The organism is Nesterenkonia sandarakina, assembly GCF_013410215.1.
GTDB lineage: Bacteria > Actinomycetota > Actinomycetes > Actinomycetales > Micrococcaceae > Nesterenkonia > Nesterenkonia sandarakina.
Map to the genome: position 1 here is coordinate 2885437 of NZ_JACCFQ010000001.1, position 16346 is coordinate 2901782.

18 protein-coding genes are annotated in these 16346 nt (G+C 67.7%); 13 read left to right on the top strand and 5 right to left on the bottom strand.

Annotation, left to right across the window (positions count from 1 at the left end):
* Nucleotides 1-199: 199 nt before the first annotated feature.
* The 4 genes from HNR11_RS13155 to HNR11_RS13170 all read left to right on the top strand — a co-directional run bounded on the left by HNR11_RS13155 (nucleotide 200) and on the right by HNR11_RS13170 (nucleotide 3370).
* Entirely contained in the window at nucleotides 200-985 is a 786-nt protein-coding gene (locus tag HNR11_RS13155) for a YqjF family protein (protein WP_179442744.1), read from the top strand.
* 109 nt (nucleotides 986-1094) lie between these two features.
* On the top strand, nucleotides 1095-2285 hold the full coding sequence (locus HNR11_RS13160; RefSeq protein ID WP_179442745.1) for a nucleotide disphospho-sugar-binding domain-containing protein: 1191 nt from the start codon (nucleotides 1095-1097) through the stop codon (nucleotides 2283-2285).
* 47 nt (nucleotides 2286-2332) lie between these two features.
* On the top strand, nucleotides 2333-2773 hold the full coding sequence (gene arfB, locus HNR11_RS13165; RefSeq protein WP_179442746.1) for an alternative ribosome rescue aminoacyl-tRNA hydrolase ArfB: 441 nt from the start codon (nucleotides 2333-2335) through the stop codon (nucleotides 2771-2773).
* A gap of 84 nt (nucleotides 2774-2857) precedes the next feature.
* Nucleotides 2858-3370 (top strand): SRPBCC family protein, encoded by a 513-nt coding sequence (locus HNR11_RS13170; RefSeq protein ID WP_179442747.1) that lies wholly within the window; start codon nucleotides 2858-2860, stop codon nucleotides 3368-3370.
* A gap of 15 nt (nucleotides 3371-3385) precedes the next feature.
* On the opposite strand, the gene HNR11_RS13175 is transcribed toward HNR11_RS13170, so the two are convergent.
* Both HNR11_RS13175 and HNR11_RS13180 read right to left on the bottom strand, forming a co-directional pair.
* On the bottom strand, nucleotides 3386-4687 hold the full coding sequence (locus HNR11_RS13175; protein ID WP_179442748.1) for a hemolysin family protein: 1302 nt from the start codon (nucleotides 4685-4687) through the stop codon (nucleotides 3386-3388).
* A 105-nt stretch (nucleotides 4688-4792) separates the two neighbouring features.
* Nucleotides 4793-5623 carry a MerR family transcriptional regulator gene (locus HNR11_RS13180; protein ID WP_179442749.1) on the bottom strand — a complete coding sequence of 277 codons (831 nt, stop codon included), beginning with the start codon at nucleotides 5621-5623 and terminating at the stop codon, nucleotides 4793-4795.
* Nucleotides 5624-5764: 141 nt separating this feature from the next.
* Here HNR11_RS13180 and HNR11_RS13185 point away from each other — a divergent pair, with 141 nt between their 5' ends.
* Complete coding sequence (locus HNR11_RS13185; protein ID WP_179442750.1) at nucleotides 5765-6028, top strand: hypothetical protein; 264 nt, start codon at nucleotides 5765-5767, stop codon at nucleotides 6026-6028.
* A 19-nt stretch (nucleotides 6029-6047) separates the two neighbouring features.
* Here HNR11_RS13185 and HNR11_RS14315 read toward each other — a convergent pair whose 3' ends face one another.
* Both HNR11_RS14315 and HNR11_RS13195 read right to left on the bottom strand, forming a co-directional pair.
* Nucleotides 6048-6704: a GNAT family N-acetyltransferase gene (locus HNR11_RS14315; protein ID WP_179442751.1), complete on the bottom strand. Its 657-nt coding sequence runs from the start codon at nucleotides 6702-6704 to the stop codon at nucleotides 6048-6050.
* Between the two features lie 138 nt (nucleotides 6705-6842).
* A complete protein-coding gene (locus HNR11_RS13195; RefSeq protein WP_179442752.1) occupies nucleotides 6843-7361 on the bottom strand; it encodes an ester cyclase in 519 nt (172 codons plus the stop codon).
* A gap of 139 nt (nucleotides 7362-7500) precedes the next feature.
* On the opposite strand from HNR11_RS13195, the gene HNR11_RS13200 reads away from it, so the two are divergent.
* From HNR11_RS13200 to HNR11_RS13225, 6 genes are all read left to right on the top strand, one after another.
* On the top strand, nucleotides 7501-8073 hold the full coding sequence (locus HNR11_RS13200) for a TetR/AcrR family transcriptional regulator (RefSeq protein ID WP_343050682.1): 573 nt from the start codon (nucleotides 7501-7503) through the stop codon (nucleotides 8071-8073).
* A gap of 77 nt (nucleotides 8074-8150) precedes the next feature.
* The gene (locus HNR11_RS13205) at nucleotides 8151-8843 is read left to right on the top strand and encodes a histidine phosphatase family protein (RefSeq protein WP_179442754.1); all 693 of its coding nucleotides are present in this window, start codon (nucleotides 8151-8153) and stop codon (nucleotides 8841-8843) included.
* A 24-nt stretch (nucleotides 8844-8867) separates the two neighbouring features.
* On the top strand, nucleotides 8868-9416 hold the full coding sequence (locus tag HNR11_RS13210; protein WP_179442755.1) for a DUF3090 domain-containing protein: 549 nt from the start codon (nucleotides 8868-8870) through the stop codon (nucleotides 9414-9416).
* On the top strand, nucleotides 9416-10183 hold the full coding sequence (locus HNR11_RS13215) for an SCO1664 family protein (RefSeq protein WP_179442756.1): 768 nt from the start codon (nucleotides 9416-9418) through the stop codon (nucleotides 10181-10183). The genes HNR11_RS13210 and HNR11_RS13215 overlap by 1 nt, the downstream gene beginning before the upstream one ends.
* A 239-nt stretch (nucleotides 10184-10422) precedes the next feature.
* Nucleotides 10423-11217, top strand: coding sequence for an AMIN-like domain-containing (lipo)protein (locus tag HNR11_RS13220; RefSeq protein ID WP_179442757.1), 795 nt, complete (start codon nucleotides 10423-10425; stop codon nucleotides 11215-11217).
* A 131-nt stretch (nucleotides 11218-11348) separates the two neighbouring features.
* Entirely contained in the window at nucleotides 11349-12023 is a 675-nt protein-coding gene (locus HNR11_RS13225; RefSeq protein WP_179442758.1) for an AMIN-like domain-containing (lipo)protein, read from the top strand.
* Nucleotides 12024-12093: 70 nt separating this feature from the next.
* Here HNR11_RS13225 and HNR11_RS13230 read toward each other — a convergent pair whose 3' ends face one another.
* Nucleotides 12094-12738 (bottom strand): GntR family transcriptional regulator, encoded by a 645-nt coding sequence (locus tag HNR11_RS13230; protein ID WP_179442759.1) that lies wholly within the window; start codon nucleotides 12736-12738, stop codon nucleotides 12094-12096.
* 117 nt (nucleotides 12739-12855) lie between these two features.
* Between HNR11_RS13230 and HNR11_RS13235 the strand changes: the two genes are divergently transcribed.
* Together HNR11_RS13235 and HNR11_RS13240 are read left to right on the top strand one after the other, a co-directional pair.
* Nucleotides 12856-13860, top strand: a complete 1005-nt coding sequence (locus HNR11_RS13235; RefSeq protein WP_179442760.1) for a 1-aminocyclopropane-1-carboxylate deaminase — start codon at nucleotides 12856-12858, stop codon at nucleotides 13858-13860.
* Between the two features lie 13 nt (nucleotides 13861-13873).
* Entirely contained in the window at nucleotides 13874-16294 is a 2421-nt protein-coding gene (locus tag HNR11_RS13240) for a transketolase-like TK C-terminal-containing protein (RefSeq protein ID WP_179442761.1), read from the top strand.
* The last annotated feature ends 52 nt before the right edge of the window (nucleotides 16295-16346 follow it).

Below are 16346 nucleotides of genomic sequence, written 5' to 3' on the forward strand. Positions count from 1 at the left end.
TCGCCTCGTTCTGACACCAGCGCCGCCGGTCTTGGGAGGTCAGTTTGTTGGCCTCCTGCACGACTGGATCAATCTACGCCGTCTTCTGCGCAGACGCGCGACACCGGCGCCCGGGGTGATCCGGGCTGGATATGATGCTGATCAACGGCCGCCGCTCTGCGGAGCGCCGAGCTTCCTGCCGCGATGACGAGGTGTCCTGATGGCTGTGCATGCGCTCTCCCCCGAGGCCCCGCCGCTGGGCGGTCCGGCCGTCCTGCGGCAGCGGTGGAGCGAGGTGTCCTTCCTGCATTGGCGGGTCGACCCCAGCGTCGTCGCCCCTTATATGCCCCCGGGCTGCTCCCCGGATGTCTTCGACGGCAGCTCCTGGGTGGGCCTGATCGGATTCCAGATGTCGAAGAGCTCCTTCTTCGGCGGGCCCGCGGTGCCCTGGCTCGGGGACTTCCCGGAGGTCAACGTCCGGCTCTACTCGGTGGACGAGCAGGCTCGCCGCGGGGTGGTCTTCCGCAGTCTGGAGGCCTCGCACCTGATCCCGGTGCTGGTGGCGCGGGCGGTGTTCGGGCTGCGCTATCAGTGGGCGTCGATGCGGCTCCAGCAGCACGACGGCGAGGTCGAGTACACCACCCGACGGCACGGGCAGCGCGCTGCCTCCTCCACGCTGCGCGTGCGTCCGGGCCACGACGACGCAGCCGACGCGGCCTTGAAGAATGACCCGCTGGCGGAGTTCCTGACCGCACGCTGGGGGTTCCACGAACAGCACTGGGGGCGCACCCTCTACTGCCGGAACAGCCACGAGCCCTGGCCCCTGCAGCAGGCCGAGCTGGTGCACCTGCAGGACGGGCTGCTGGGCGCCGCCGGCTTCCCCGGGCTCGCCGAGCGGGCCCCGGACTCGGTGCTCTACGCCTCGGAGGTGACCACGGTGTTCACCACCCCGCAGCGCGGACCGCGCCGGGAGTCGCGGCGGGCCGGGTCCGAACAGGCCGGGTGACTCGGCGGGCGAGGCGACTCGACGGGCAGGATGACTCGACGGGCAGGATGACTCGACCGGCGGCGTTGGATCGGAGAGGGAGCAGGTGAGCAGGATGCGGATACTGCTGGTGACCGCGGGATCTCGCGGGGACGTGGCCCCCTTCGCCGCGCTGGCGCGCCGGGCGGCCGCCGCCGGACACGAGGTGCGCCTGGTGGTGCCGGAGAACTCCGGGGTGGACCTGACCGGCATCGACGTCGCAAGCATGGGTGTGGACTACACGGCGCTGATCACCCAGCAGGGGGTCTCCGTGGCGGCGGCGCTGCGGTCCTACCGTTCGGTCATCCAGCCGCTGATGCGCGCGGTGCTCCTGGAGTCTGCGCGGGCGGCGATGGAGTTCGCACCCGATGTGCTGCTGGCGCATCCAAAGGTTCTCTCTGCGGGGTTGGTGGCCGAGGCGCTAGGGATCCCGCATGTGCTGGTCGAGATCGTGCCGGCCGTGACCCCCACCAGCAGCTTCCCCGCCGCCGGGACGCTCACCCGGGATCTCGGTGCGCTGAACCGGGTGACCTACCGCCTGGCCGGTGGTGGCGAGGCGATGTTCCGCCGGGACCTCCGGGAGGTCTCCCGGCTGGTCGGCAGCTTCAGCCGCCGCACTCCCCCGCCGGCGGCCACCCTGCTGCCGATCAGCCCGGCGCTGCTGCACCGTCCCGCGGACTGGGGCGACTCGGTGCACCTGACCGGCGCCTGGACCAGTGCCGGCTCGGGGCCCGGCGACGCCTCGGAGGCGGTTCCCGCCGAAGTGGCGGCATTCATCGAGGCCGGGGACTTCGTCTACGCCGGGTTCGGGTCGATGGCCTCAGGAGATCCGGTGGCGCGGGCCCGCGAGGTCCTCGCCGGGATTCGCGGCGCCGGGTTCAGGGCGCTGCTGGCGACCGGCCTCGGCGGGCTGCAGGTTCCGCAGGCGCTGCGCGGGAAGGACCTGCTGGTGACCCGGTCGGTGGGGCACAACGCGGTGCTGCCGAAAGCGGCGGCCGCGGTGCATCATGGCGGGATCGGCACGGTGCACGCGGCGACGGCGGCCGGCACCGTCTCGGTGCTGGTGCCGTTCATCGCCGATCAGCCGTTCTGGGGTGCACGGCTGCGCGAGAAGGGGCTGGCTCCAGAACCAATTCCGCAGCGGCGACTCACCGCGGCCGGGCTCAGCGCCGCCTTGAGCAGCGCGGGAGACTATCGCGCTGCGGTGCAGGCGGCGGCCGGATCCATGGCGCAGGAGGACGGCACCGGGACCGCAGTGCGGATCGTGGAAGGACTGGTCTGACCGGACCCCGGCCAGGTGGCACGGCAACCGTGCGGCAGACTAGGGGCGTGGAGAATCTGCGCGTACCCCCGGGCCCTGGGGCACCCCATGGGCTGCTCATCCCGGCAGGTGAGCTGCGCGAACAGTTCTCCCACGCCTCCGGGCCCGGCGGCCAAGGGGTCAACACCACCGACTCCCGGGTGCAGCTGAGTCTGGACCTGGCGACGACGACGTCGCTCACCGAGGTTCAGCGACGCCTGGCTCTGGAGCGGCTGCAGACTCGGTTGGCCGGCACGGTGCTGACCATCAACGCGGCCGAGCACCGTTCCCAGCGCAGGAATCGAACCGCGGCCCGGGAGCGTCTCGCCGAGCTGCTGCGCGAGTCGATCGCCCCGCCGGTCCCGCGGCGCCCCACCCGAGCGACCCGAGGTTCCCACCGTCGGCGCCTCCAGGGCAAGCGAGAGCGGGCGGAGATCAAGCAGAACCGCCGACGGCCCGGCGTGGACTGAGGCCCGCAACCGGTGATTCCGTGTGGTGGGGCGGCGTACAGTCGGCACAGGAGATGAAACTTCGCCCTCATGATGGGATGACCGATGCCCAGCGCGACGCACACCCCAGAACCCACCGGAACCCTCGGCCACAGCTCCCACGGCACCGAGCTTCAGTTCCGGCGTCGCTTCCCGGAACCTCCCGAGACAGTCTGGGCGGCCCTGACCGACACCGCTCAGTTGGAGCGGTGGATCGGCCGCTGGGAGGGAGACCCTGCCAGCGGCCGGGTCAGGTTCTTGATGACCGCAGAGGGTCAGGACGCTCCTGCGGAGGAGTGCAGGATCCTCGACTGCACCCCGCCCAGACGCCTCACCCTGGAGACCAGTGCCGGGCAGAACATATGGCATCTGCGCCTGGCGCTTGATCACGCCGAAGGCACCACGACCCTGCTCTTCGCCCAGCGGACCGGGGATGAGCCGTTGGGCAGCATCGGTCCGGGCTGGGAGTACTACCTGGACCGGCTCGCCGCGGTCCTCGCCGACCGGGACCCGGATCAGGTCTCCTGGGAGGACTACTACCCCACGATGTCGCGCTACTACGAGCAGCTGGAGGACTGAACGGGGACCTGGCGGTCAGTCCTCCTCCGGGTCGGTCACCGGCGGCGTCGGTCTGACCAGGAGTTCAGCGATCCGGCGGCGATCGATCCGGGTCACCTGCAAGGTGGCGCCGTCGACGTCGACGATGTCGCCTTCCCGAGCCAGCCGACCGAGCCGCTCCAGCACGAACCCGGCCACGGTGTCCCAGGTTCCCCTGGGCAGCTCGATCCCGGTGGCCTCGGTGAAGTCCTGCAGGTTCAGCCGGCCGTCGACGACCCCGCCTCCCTCGGTGAGCACCGGTGGGGCCTCATCGGTGTCTCGCTCGTCGAAGATCTCTCCGACGACCTCTTCCACCAGGTCCTCCAGGGTGACGATCCCGTCCGTGCCGCCGTACTCATCCACCACCACCGCGATATGGGAGTTGCTGGCCCTCAGGTTGGTCAGGGTGGGCAGCACTCTGGCGGTGGAGGGCAGGTACGGTATCGGTCGCATGACGTTCTCCAGCGCCGTGCCGGGATCCTTCGCGGCCGCGTCGTAGAGGTCCCGGACGTGGACGAAGCCGGTGATGTCATCGATGGACTGGTCCACCACCGGGTAGCGGGAGAAGGGCAGCTGCTGGATGTGAGCCACTGCCTCCGCCACGGTGCTCCCGCCGGGGAGCGCCATGACCTCGGGCCGAGGGCGCATCACCTCGCTGAGCTGCCGGTTGCGCAGCGAGAGCACGTCGTCCAGGATCCGGCGCTCGTCGGCCGGGAGACCTTCGTGCGTGGTGACGATGTCCCGCAGCTCTTCCTCGGAGAGCTCCTCCGCGGCGCGGTTCGGATCCCCGCCCAGGACCCGCACCACCGTATTGGTCGAGACCGAGAGCAGCCAGATCACCGGTTGCATGAGCCGCGCGAAGCCGTTGAGCACCGGCGCCACCGCGTAGGCGAACTGGGCGTTGCGCTGGATCGCCAGCCGCTTCGGCGCCAGCTCGCCCAGGACGAGTGAGAGGTAGGCGATGATCAGCGTGAGCAGGATGGTGGCCACGGTCAGCGAGGCCTGCGCACCCAGCCCCCAGGAGGAGAGCCCGGGCACCAGCGAGGGCGCGATCGAGGACGCGCCGTAGGCCGCCGAGGCGAACCCGGCCACCGTCACCCCGATCTGCACCGCGGAGAGGAAGCGGTTGGGGTTCCGCGCCAGAGCGGCGACCTTGGCTCCGCGGCGCCCGCGCTGGGCGATCGCGTTGACCTGACTGCTGCGCAGCGTGACCAGCGCCATCTCCGTCGCCGCGAACACCCCGCCGATCAGGACGAACACCAGCACCAGGGCGATGTTCACCAGCAGCTCACCGGTCATCGACGTGTTCCATCAGCAGCTGGGTGACCTCGGCGGCGCATCATGGGTTCACTGTAGACAGTGGCGGGGATGCTGGCGAGCCTGAGGCCGGGGTTCGCCGCGCGGCTACTGACTCAGGCCTGAGCTCGTGGTGGTCTCCCGGACCGGTTGCTGCAGCTCGACGACGAACTCGTCGGTCCGCCCGGATTCATCCGCCCGGAGATAGAGCTCCCGGCACGGCCCGGCCGGCTCGTAGCCGCGGTCGATGATCTCCTCATGCAGGGCTTGCCAGCTGGTGCGGATGCCGTTGATCTCACCGAGGTGCACCGCGGCGAAGGCGTCCTCCGCGGCGGGCAGCTTCACCAGTTCGAAGCCCGACTGCTCGGCTCCGTCATACGCGTAGCCGATGCTGGCCTCGATGCCTTCCTGGTGCGCGGTGTAGGCAGCGATCGGCGTGTCCAGCGCGCTGCGGACTCCCCCGATGATCTCCGCCACGGCGTCGAAGCTGGGACCGACGACGCCGGCGAGTTCTGGCTGTTCGTTCACGCGCACCGTGATCGCGGCGAGCTGGACCGCCGGCAGCGGCTTCTGGACGATTTCTATTGTTGACACGGTCGTCTTCCCTTCGATGAGCTGAAGCCTCCGCTCGACGTCGGCCAGCCTGGCGGCCGCGGACCGTCGTTCCTTCTCCACTTCGGCTCGACGCCGCTGCAGCATACCGGTCAGCTGCTCCGCATCGATGCCGTCTCGCAGCAGCGAGGAGGTCTCCTCGATGCTGAAACCCAGCTGCCGCAGCGCCACGATCCGATGCAGCCGTTGCAGCTGCTCAGGATCGTAGGAGCGGTAGCCGTTGAAGGGGTCGGTGTGTGCGGGCACCAGGAGACCGGTCCGGTCCCAGTGCCGCAGCATGCGGTGGGTCACCTGGCCGATCTGCGCGAAGCCTCCGATGGATAGCACGTCCCCACCTCACCGTCTGACACTGTGTCAGGGTCAAGCCTGCCACGTCCCGCTAGGCTTCTGCAGAGTCGCCAGGGCCCTCGCGGACCCCGAGGTCAGGTGAGAGGAATCAATATGGCTGCTCGGAAGAGAACCCGGCTCATGGTCTGGGGATTCGTTCTGGGACTGGTGGGCGCGGGCGGAGGCCTGGTCATGTTGCTGCAACCGTGGAAGAGCTGCCCAGAGATCGATGACAGTTCCACCGCCTGTCCTGCCACCTCCGCCGAGAGCGTCCTGCTGTTCGTGTTGCTGGTGATTTCCCTCTTGGGGGTGGGGCTGGTCGCAAAAGCCCTGCTGACCTCGCCACCAGGCGGGGAGCCTCGCATTCCACCGGGACCTCGAGGCTTCGGCGCCGACGGTCAGTGACCCTTCACCCCTTGACCCTTCACCCCTTGAGCCGCACCGCGGCCTGGACGCCGAGCTGAGTGAATCCCAATCTCCCAGCGAGCCCGAGAGAGGCTTCGTTGCCCTGACGGCTTCGCCACTGCGCGACCAGCCCTTTCGCGAGCGCCTCCTGTATGGCCAGCGCTGCCGCGGCGTAGGCCACACCCGACCCCCGGTGCCCTCGCCCGGCGAGGACCGCCATCTGAGCGAGCTCGGAGTGCCACTGCTTGAAGCCGGCGACGGCGGCGGGAGCCCCCTCCGGGGTCCATGCGGTCCATAGGCGCTGCGCCTGATCGATGCCGCTCTCCTCCCACTCCGCGGGGCTCACCTGGGCGCGTACCGCGGCGGCATCCCCCGGAGCGGCGATCCTGGCACAGAGTGGACTCAGTCGAGGACTGCGTTCGGAGAAGAGCAGGTCCGCGCTGCCGATCGGGTCAGCGCCTGCGGGGAGCAGGCTCGCCAGCGCGTCCGCATCCAGCAGTGTTTCTGGCGGGGCGGGGCGGATCTGGTCCAGCACTGCTCCCGGTGCCGCGACGACACCAAACCCGTCCACCTGCGCGGCGACAACTGCCGCAAGGTCTGCCCGCTCGAGGAGGAGCCACTCGTTCTTCGCGATGTCCCGGGGAGACCCGCCGAGCGCGCTCACCCAGGCGGACACGGTCTGCTCCGCGCTGCCTCGGAGAGAGTCACGGGCGTAGGGTCAATCCCTTGACTCTAGAGCGTGTCCTGAACCGAGACGGCTCCTGGACGCGCCTGAGCACCCGGTGCCTGAACGCCTGAGTGCCCGGCCCTGGAGCTAGGCGGCCGCCTTCGACCGTGCGCGGCGGGTCGCGAGTAGCATGCGTCCCATATACACCGGCGTGGGTGGGGTCCACCCAAGTTGCTGGCCCATTCCGAGGTCGTCACGGTTGGCCCAGTGCTCGGCGACCCTGCCGTCCCTCATGCGCAACCAATGCGTCTGAGTGACCGCGAAGGACCGGCCCCGTGGCGGGAACGCAGCGGCGACCTTGGCATCCGGCCCGTAGCTGACGAAGGGACCGGTCTGCCGCCCGGACATGGTGCTGTGAATGACCACAAGCTCGCCGTCGTGGACCACCTCGTGCACCTCCCAGGCCAGGTCGCTGAAAGCGGTCCGGAGCCACAAGGCCGTGGCGAAGAGGGCAGCCGGACCCGTTCCACGCGCCTCCGGAGGCTCCGCCAGAGCCTCCCGGTTGACTGCGTCCTCGGTGTAGAGCGGCCGAAAGTCCGCCACGCTGCCTGACGCCATGGCGTGCAGCGAGGCGACGGCAACATCTGCATCGGTCTTCGTGGTCATCTGAATCATCCCCTAGTATTGGTGACCAACAGACTGTATCGAATACAAGGAGACTGTAATCAAAGCTGCACCGAAGGTCAATGCTCGGTCGTATGACAATTCGAATCGCGCGGCGCAGGCGGCGGCCAATCGCAGAAGCGTGCTGGACGCCACCGCACGCCTCCTGGTCGAGCAGGGATACAGTTCCATGACCCTGGCTGAGGTGGCCAGGACGGCGGGCGTCTCCGTGGAGACGGTCTACAAGGCGTTCAAGAACAAGCCCGAACTCGTCCGGCAGGCCCTGGGCGCCGCGGTCTCAGGGGACGACGAGCAGGTGGCCCTGATCGAGCGCCCCGATATGCAGGCGGCCCTGCACGAAGGAGCGGGCGACCGGATCCTCAGTGCCTTCGTGGTGGCTTCCACCGGCATCCTGACGCGCATCGGCCCGCTCCTGGCGAGCGTGCTGGTCGCCGGGCGAGCCGGTGAGCCCGAGCTGCAGAAGATCGCCGATGTGGCTGGCCGAGAACGGCTGGCCGACTTCACCCGGATCATCGAGGCGGTGGCGGCGACGGGAGACCTGGACCCACGCCTCGATGTGGCCCACGCAGCCGACGCGATGTGGAGCATCGGATCCCCGGAGGTCTATTTTCAACTCACCACCGACCGCGACTGGACCGACGAGGAGTATCGCGACTGGCTCACGCGCACCCTGCACAGCACCTTGCTGCGCTGAGGCTGGGACACTCGCATCTCGAGGTGCCTGAGAGCCTGCGCGCACGCCCTCCCCGCCGGGATGGTTAGGCTGAGCGGATGGCGACAGTTCTTCTTGTGCGGCACGGCCGCACCACAGCAAATGCCACCGGTCAGCTGGCCGGCAGGGCCGCCGGGGTCACCCTGGACCAGACCGGGCGTGACCAGGCGACCCTCACAGGAGACCGGCTCGCGGCCGTTCCCTTGGTCTCGGTGGTCTCCAGCCCGCTGGAGCGTTGCCAGCAGACCGCCCAGCAGATCCTCGATCGGCAGACCGGCACGCCACACGCGCCGATCGACCCCGAACTCACCGAGGCCGACTACGGCCAGTGGCAGGGGCGCATGCTCACCGACCTCGCCAAAGAAGACCTGTGGCCGCTGGTACAGTCCCAACCCTCCGCCGTCGTCTTTCCCGGCGGGGAATCCATGGCCGCCATGCAAGCGCGATCGGTGGCGGCGATTCGGCGCCACGATGCCGCCGTGGAGGCCGAGCATGGAGCTGAGGCGGTGTGGGCGGCGGTGAGTCATGGTGACGTCATCAAGTCGATCCTCGCCGACGCGCTCGGGATGCACCTTGACCTGTTCCAGCGCATCAATGTGGGCCCGGCCTCGGTCTCGATCGTGCGCTACGGCGCAGGCCGCACCAGCGTCCACGCGACCAACACCGACGCCGGGGATCTCTCCTGGCTCTCGAAGGGCATCCAATCTGGGGATGCGGCGGTGGGCGGCGGGGCAGGACACCAGACGCCATGAACCGCAAGCGCCTAGAATACTGACATGCCTACACGTGTTCACGAGTTTGACTGGCCGGACCGGGCCGTCATCGGCACCATCGGGGTTCCGGGGGCGCGCACGTTCTACCTGCAGGTGCGCTCCGGCAAAGACCTGGTGAGCATCGCCCTGGAGAAGCAGCAGTCGGCCCTGCTCGCCGAGAAGATCGACGAGATCCTGGACCAGCTGATCACCGTGGAGGGCAATCCCTTCAGCGTTCCCACCAGCATTCCCCCGGAGCTGGACGATGAGGACCAGCTGGAGACGGTCCAGGAGCGCTTCCGCACCGGCGCCATGAGCCTGGGCTGGGACCCGGCCACGGCTCAGGTGATCATTGAGGCCTACTCTCTGCCCGATGACGAGGATGACGAGGCTTCGTCTGAGGAGGACGACTCCCAGGACACCGAGATGCTGCTGGTGCGCATGCCGGTGGGCACCGCCCGGGCATTCGCCAAGCGCACCCGAGAGATCGTGGGCGCCGGGCGACCGGCCTGCCCGCTCTGTGGCTACCCGATCGACGCCGACGGGCATACCTGCACCGCTGCCGAGGGCTGATGTCGGCCACGGACCTGGTGACCGCAGAACTCACGCTCACCGGACGCATCACGACGGCGTCGAACGCGACGTTCCTGGGCAGCATCGGCGACGTCGCCGTGGTCTATAAGCCGATGGCTGGGGAGAGTCCGCTCTGGGATTTCCCCGACGGCACCCTGGCGCACCGCGAGGTGGCCGCCTACCTGGTCTCGGAGGCCCTGGGCTGGGGCGTGGTCCCACACACCTGGCTGCGCGATGGCCCTCTGGGTGCGGGCATGGTTCAGCGCTGGCAGGACCAAGACGAGAATCAGATCGCCGTCGACCTCGTGGCAGGAGACGACGTGCCGGAGACCGGCTGGATGCACGTGCTGGAGGGACGGGACGCAGACGGGCGGATCGTCACGCTCATCCACGAAGACTCGGCGGCCCTGCGGCGCATGGCGGTCTTCGATGTGCTGGTGAACAACGCCGACCGCAAGGGCGACCACGTGCTTGCCATGGCGGACGGTCACCGGCACGGCGTGGACCACGGACTGACCTTCCATCATGAGCCGAAGCTGCGCACGGTGCTCTGGGGATGGTTGGGAGACGCGTTGACTGACGAGGAGCTCGCCGGCGTCGATCGCGTCGCCGATGGACTGCAGAATGACCTGGGCCGAGACCTGGCGGATCTGCTCAGCGCCGAGGAGATCGCGGCCCTCGCTGCGCGCTGCGCCGAGCTGCGCGAGGCCGGACGGTTCCCAGCTCCCGCCGGTGGGATGTCCCCGGTCCCCTGGCCGCTGTTCTGAGCGCTGCACCAGTTCGTGCGGAACAGACCCCCTCAATGGGAGCGTTGCGGGAGCGGCCGGCCGACAGTTCTCGCCCTCTGGTGGGCAACGCGTCGGTGACCGTGAGATGCGCGAATCCTCGGATAACCCCATGTCACAAGCGGCTAACGATCTGCCTCTGAATTTGCCTGAGCATAGACGAGCCTGCCTACGGTGAAGTCGTAACCGCTCTATTCGGTCGACCTCGAAGGCAGATCCTCATGACCCGCCGCGCCACGTTCCTCACCGCTTCTCTTGCCGCCGGAGCTCTCGCCCTGGCCAGCTGCGGTTCCCCGGATGAGGACCCCGGATCGGTCGAGACCCCGGGCGCGGCGTCACCCACCGTCCAGGAAACCAACGCCGAAGATTCCGCCTCACCGGAACCTTCTCCAGAGGCCACCGAGGCCGAGTCGGATGGGGACGAGTCCTCCGCCCCGGGCGCGGATGAGTCTCACGAATCGGAAGCTGAGTCCACCCCGAGCGAGCAGGCCAGCGACCACTCTCCTGGCACCGACGAGTCCCCGGAAAGTGAGCAGCCGGAGCAGGATGACCTCTCGGGATTCTCCCAAGAGACCGCTGCCACTGAGGATTTCCCGTACACTTCGGGCACCTGGGAGGAGGCGCAGCATCTGGTCGAGGTGCGGGTTGGTCGGCACGAGGGCTTTGACCGGGTGGTCTTCGAGCACAGCGGACCTAGCGAACTGGCCTATCAGGTGGAGTACATTGACCAGCCCACCGACCAAGGTATGGGCGCACCCATCGATGTCCCTGGGGAGGCATACCTCTCCATCTCCGTGAGCGGCATCGGATTCAACCCCTCGCAGCACGACAGCGACGCGGTCCTTTCGGGTCCTGTGGAGGGAGTCCAGACTCAGTCTGATCTTGTCCAAGGGATCCACGCGCTGGGCACCTTCGAAAGTCAGAGCGGTTACTTCATCGGACTCGATCAGCAAAGAGATTTCCGCGTGCAGATGGCCGAAGACCCTGTCCGGATCATCGTCGATCTCGCGCACTGACCCCCGCACCCACCAGTACCCCCTAGTCACAGGCGGCTAACGATCTCTTCCAAAGGTTGCCCGTGCTCAGGTAGCGGTGTCTACGGTGACGTAGTACCCGCTATGGTCTGCCAGCTCTGGAGGCACACTTAGTGACCCGTCGCGCCACGTTCCTCACTGCCTCTATCGCCGCGGGAACCCTCGCCCTGGCGGGCTGCGGCTCCCCGGAAGAAGACTCCGAACCGGCAGCAACCCCGGACGCACCCTCGACCACGGTGGACGAAACCAGCGTTGAGGACTCTCCTACGGACACGAACGGCGAGGGTGACGGCAGTTCCTTGGAGACGTCCAGGGAGGGCATGCCCGACTTCAGCCAGTTCGGAATCGAGGCGCAGGAGAAGGAGTTCACGGCCTCACCGGAAGAACGCGGCACGCTCAGCGCTGTCCGCGACGGTGAGCACGAGGGATACGAACGCTTGGTCTTCGAATTCTCCGACGCTCCTTCCTCCTCGATCTACGCGCGCTTCGTCGATGCCGCCTCGACGGGAATGCCCGACGTCGGAGATACCTCAGATCCGATGGATGGCCTCGAAGTCTTGGAACTGACCGTCAATGGCCTGGTGGATGAGATGACCGTCCATACACCGGAGCTGCACGCCGATGAACACTGGTACCCACCCCAGGGTGATCTTCTCGCTGAGGTCTCGCTCGGCCTGTTGTTCGAAGGCACAGGCACCTACTTCGTGGGACTCAACGCGGAGACGGAATTCCAGCTGAGTCTCGCGGAAGACCCGCATCGCGTCATCTTGGATTTCGCCACTCCCTAGTGCTCCGCAGGTTCTCTGGAGATGCGCAGATCCATCCCTCAACCCTCGTCTGCACCTGAAACCTGACCTGTCAGCGAGCTTCCAACGCGAGCCAGTTTCGTCTGGCCAAAGCCGCAGTGCCTTCTGCGTCCCCCGAGGCAGCCGCAGCGACGATCTCCTCGTGCTGGATCACAGACGCCTGAGCCTGGGCGGAGTCGAAATGCAGATACTCGGCGCGGCGCAGTACCGGCATCACCTGCTCCAGCTGGGCGGCGAGCACGTTGTTGCCGCTGCGATCGATGAAGACCTGGTGGAAGGCGTCATCGGCGGCGACGCAGTCCTCCGAACTCTGCGCCTGCCCGCCACGGGAGAGGGACGAGTTCGCCTCACGCAAGGCCTCCAGGTCCGCGGGCAACAGGCTCGGCACCGCGAGCTTCACCGCCAGAGCATGCAGTTCAGCGGCGACTACCCGCGCCTGCTCGACAGCCTCCGGCTCATAGGGCGTAGCCATGGTCGACCTGCCCGGCACAGCGGTGACCAGCCCGGTGCGCTCCAGGCGCAGCAGCGCCTCGCGAATGGGGGTCCGGGAGACTCCCAACCACTCCTGCAGCTCACCGTCCACCAGCTTCTCCCCCGGCGCGATCTGACCGCGGACGATGGCGTCACGGATGGCCCGGTAGACGTCCTCCCGCAAGAGGGAGCGGCGTCGCACAGGGCTGGTGTTGGGTACTGGCATAGAGAAATCCTATGCGACCCATTGACATCCCACACTCGGCAATATGCAATATATTGCAACCCGGGAACGAGCGAGTAGACCGGCAGCCACTGATACCAACAAGCTAAGGAGGCCGCCATGGCCCTGTCCGACTTCGAACGCTATCCGCTCACCTTTGGCCCCAGCCCCGTCCACCGCCTGGAGCGGCTGACGCAGCATCTGGGCGGAGCGCAGATCTGGGCTAAACGCGAGGACGTGAACTCGGGCCTTGCCTACGGGGGAAACAAGACCCGGAAGCTGGAGTACATCGCTCCGGACATCATTGCCTCGGGCGCGGACACCTTGGTCAGCATCGGGGGCTACCAGTCCAACCACACCCGCCAGGTGGCCGCCCTGGCCGCGAAGCTCGGCCTGAAGGCCCGGCTGGTCCAGGAGAAGTGGGTGGACTGGCCCGACGCCGTCAATGACAAGGTCGGCAATATCCTGCTCTCCCGGTTGATGGGTGCCGAAGTGACGCTCAGTCCCGCGGGATTCGACATCGGCATACGGTCGAGCTGGCAGGAGGCCATCTCCGAGGTCGAGGAGGCCGGAGGCGTTCCCTATCCGATCCCGGCGGGGGCCTCCGAGCATAAATACGGTGGACTGGGTTTCGCCAACTGGGCTTATGAGGTCGAACAGCAGGAACAAGAGCTGGGTGTCTTCTTCGACACCATTGTGGTCTGCACGGTGACCGGCTCCACCCACGCGGGGATGATCGCCGGGTTCGCTGGACAGGACCGGCCGCGCCGGGTGCTCGGGATCGACGCCTCAGCCACCATCGAGAAGACAAGGGGCCAGGTGGCGAAGATCGCACGACATACCGCGGAGCTCATCGGGCTGGGCCGGAGTCTGGGTGATGATGAGATCACTGTGCTCGAGGGCTGGGCCGGAGACCTCTATGGGATTCCGGTGAAGTCCACGCTGGAGGCCATGCGGACCACTGCTCAGCTGGAAGGGATGATCATCGACCCCGTCTATGAAGGCAAGTCGATGGCAGGGCTGATCGACTTGGTGCGCGAGGGCGAGATCGGCCCTGACTCCAACGTGCTCTACGCCCATCTGGGCGGGCAGCCTGCGCTGAATGCGTATTCCGGAATCATCTGAGGAGTGACCCACCATGCAGAATCCCGACAGGCAGGGCCCTAGCGGCGTCGACGAGGAAGACCGCCAGTTCGAGACCAGCGTTCAGCGCCATCCCGCGCCGAGCGTGAATGAGCGTCCGCTCTCCGCGGCTTCTTCCTTCAGCGGGTCCACTCTCGACGCCGTGGCCCAGCGGGTGCTGTGGCTCTCCACCGCGATCATCGACGCCGCGAACCGGGGCCGCGAGACTGCCGGTGGCATCAAGGTCGGGGGCCATCAGTCCTCCTCAGCGTCGATGGTGGGCATCATGACGGCCTTGTGGTTCGCCGAGCTGGGTTCGAAGGACCGCGTGTCGGTGAAGCCTCATGCCTCCCCGGTGCTGCATGCGATCAACTATCTGCTGGGTGACCTGGACGAGGAGTATCTGCCCACCCTGCGTTCCAAGGGCGGGCTGCAGTCCTATCCGAGCCGTTCCAAGGACCCGGACACGGTGGACTTCTCCACCGGATCCGTCGGGATCGGCGCCACGGCGCCGGTGTGGGCGGCACTGTCGCGGCGCTATCTGCAGGACCATTTCCAGCTCCCGGAGGGCGGTCGGTTCTACAGCCTGCTGGGCGATGCCGAGATGGACGAGGGGGCCGTCTGGGAAGCCATCATCGATCCCGAGGTCCGCCAGCTCGGAGATGTGGTCTGGATCGTCGATCTGAACCGGCAGTCGCTGGACCGGGTGATCCCCGACGTGCAGATCCAGCGCCTGCAGGGGATGTTCGCAGCCGCCGACTGGCAGGTGTTGACCTGCACCTGGGGCAGGCGCCTGCAACGGCTCTTCAGCCAGCCCGGCGGGGAGCTGCTGCGGCGACGGCTCGAAGAGATGCCCAACCAGGAGTACCAGCGACTGTTGCGCTCCCACCCGGACGAGGCCGCGGCCAGGCTGCTCGGAGACGGACCGGACCCACAGCTGGCCGAGCTGGTCTCCAGCCTGGAGCCCCGTGACCTGGCAGAGGCCCTGCGGGACCTGGGAGGTCACGACATCCAGGAACTTCTGGCCACCTACCAGAAGATCGACGACACCCGGCCCACCGTCATCTTCGCCTACACCATCAAGGGCCGCGGCCTGGCCACCGAAGGCCACCCCAGCAACCACGCCGCGCAGCTGACCGAGGAACAGATGCGTGAACTCGCCGCGCTCTCCGGGACGAACCTCGACTCCCCCTGGGGACGATTCCCCGAGGGGACGGAGGAGGCTGCGCTCTGCTCTGAGACCGCGGGACGGCTGAGCCGGACTCCGGTGCCGCAGACCAGCGGCATTCCGGTGCCCAAGGAGCTGAAGTGGAAGCACAAACAACTGACCTCCACCCAGGCCACGCTGGGCCGACTGCTCTCCGACCTGAAGCGCGCCGACCCCGCGAACGCCCGCCGCATCGTCACCGTCAGCCCGGACGTCGCGTCCTCCACCAACCTGGGCGGTTGGATCAACAAAACCGGTGTGTGGTCGCTGAGCGAACGCCGAGACTGGTTCTCCGACGACGACGAGACCGTGCTGCACTGGCAGGAGAACCCGCACGGTCAACACATCGAGCTGGGGATCTCCGAGGTCAACCTGGTCAGCCTCATCGGCGAGCTGGGCGCCACCTGGTCCCGATGGGGCGAACCCCTCGCCCCCATCGGGGTCCTCTATGACCCCTTCGTCCCGCGGGCCCTGGAGCCATGGATGTTCGGCACCTACGCCGGTGGCCAGTCGATCCTGGTTGGAACCCCGTCTGGGGTCAGCCTGGCCCCAGAGGGCGGCGCCCACCAGTCGATGAACACGCCCTCCATCGGGATCTCCACGCCTGGGTTGGACTATTGGGAGCCGGCTTTCGCACAGGACCTGGAGTGGAGCCTGCTCGAGGCCATCTCCCACCTGGGACGGCCCGGTGGGCGGTCAGCCTACTTCCGGCTCTCCACCCGTCCAGTAGAACAGTCCCTCGCTGCGCTTCCCGAAGACCCGGCCCTTTGGGAACGACGGCGACGCCAAGCCCTGGCCGGGGGTTACCGGATCAGCACCCATTCAGCCGAGGAGGATCATGTGGTGCTCGTCGGCGCAGGAGCGGTGATGCCCAACCTCTGCGAGGCCGCAGAGACCCTGGACACCCACGGTGTGAAGGCCGGCATCGTCAACGTCACCAGCCCGTCCCGGCTCTTCCAGGCGATGCGTGCCCGGGACTCCCTTGAACCGGGTCCAGGGACTGCCATCCTGGAGCAGCTCTTTCCCACCGCGCACCCCGCTCCACTGATCACAGTGCTAGACGGTCACCCGCACGCGCTGTCCTTCCTCGCCGGCGTGCGCGGAGACCGCACCAGGATGCTGGGGGTGACCGAGTATGGGCAGTCCTCCTCCCTGCCGGAGGCCCATGCCCTGCACGGCATCGACGCCGGGACGATCACCTCCGCGGCACTGGACTCACTGGGCCGCTGAGCTACATCAGGGCGAGGCGGCACTTGCGGGCTTCTGCCTCCGAGAGCGCGGA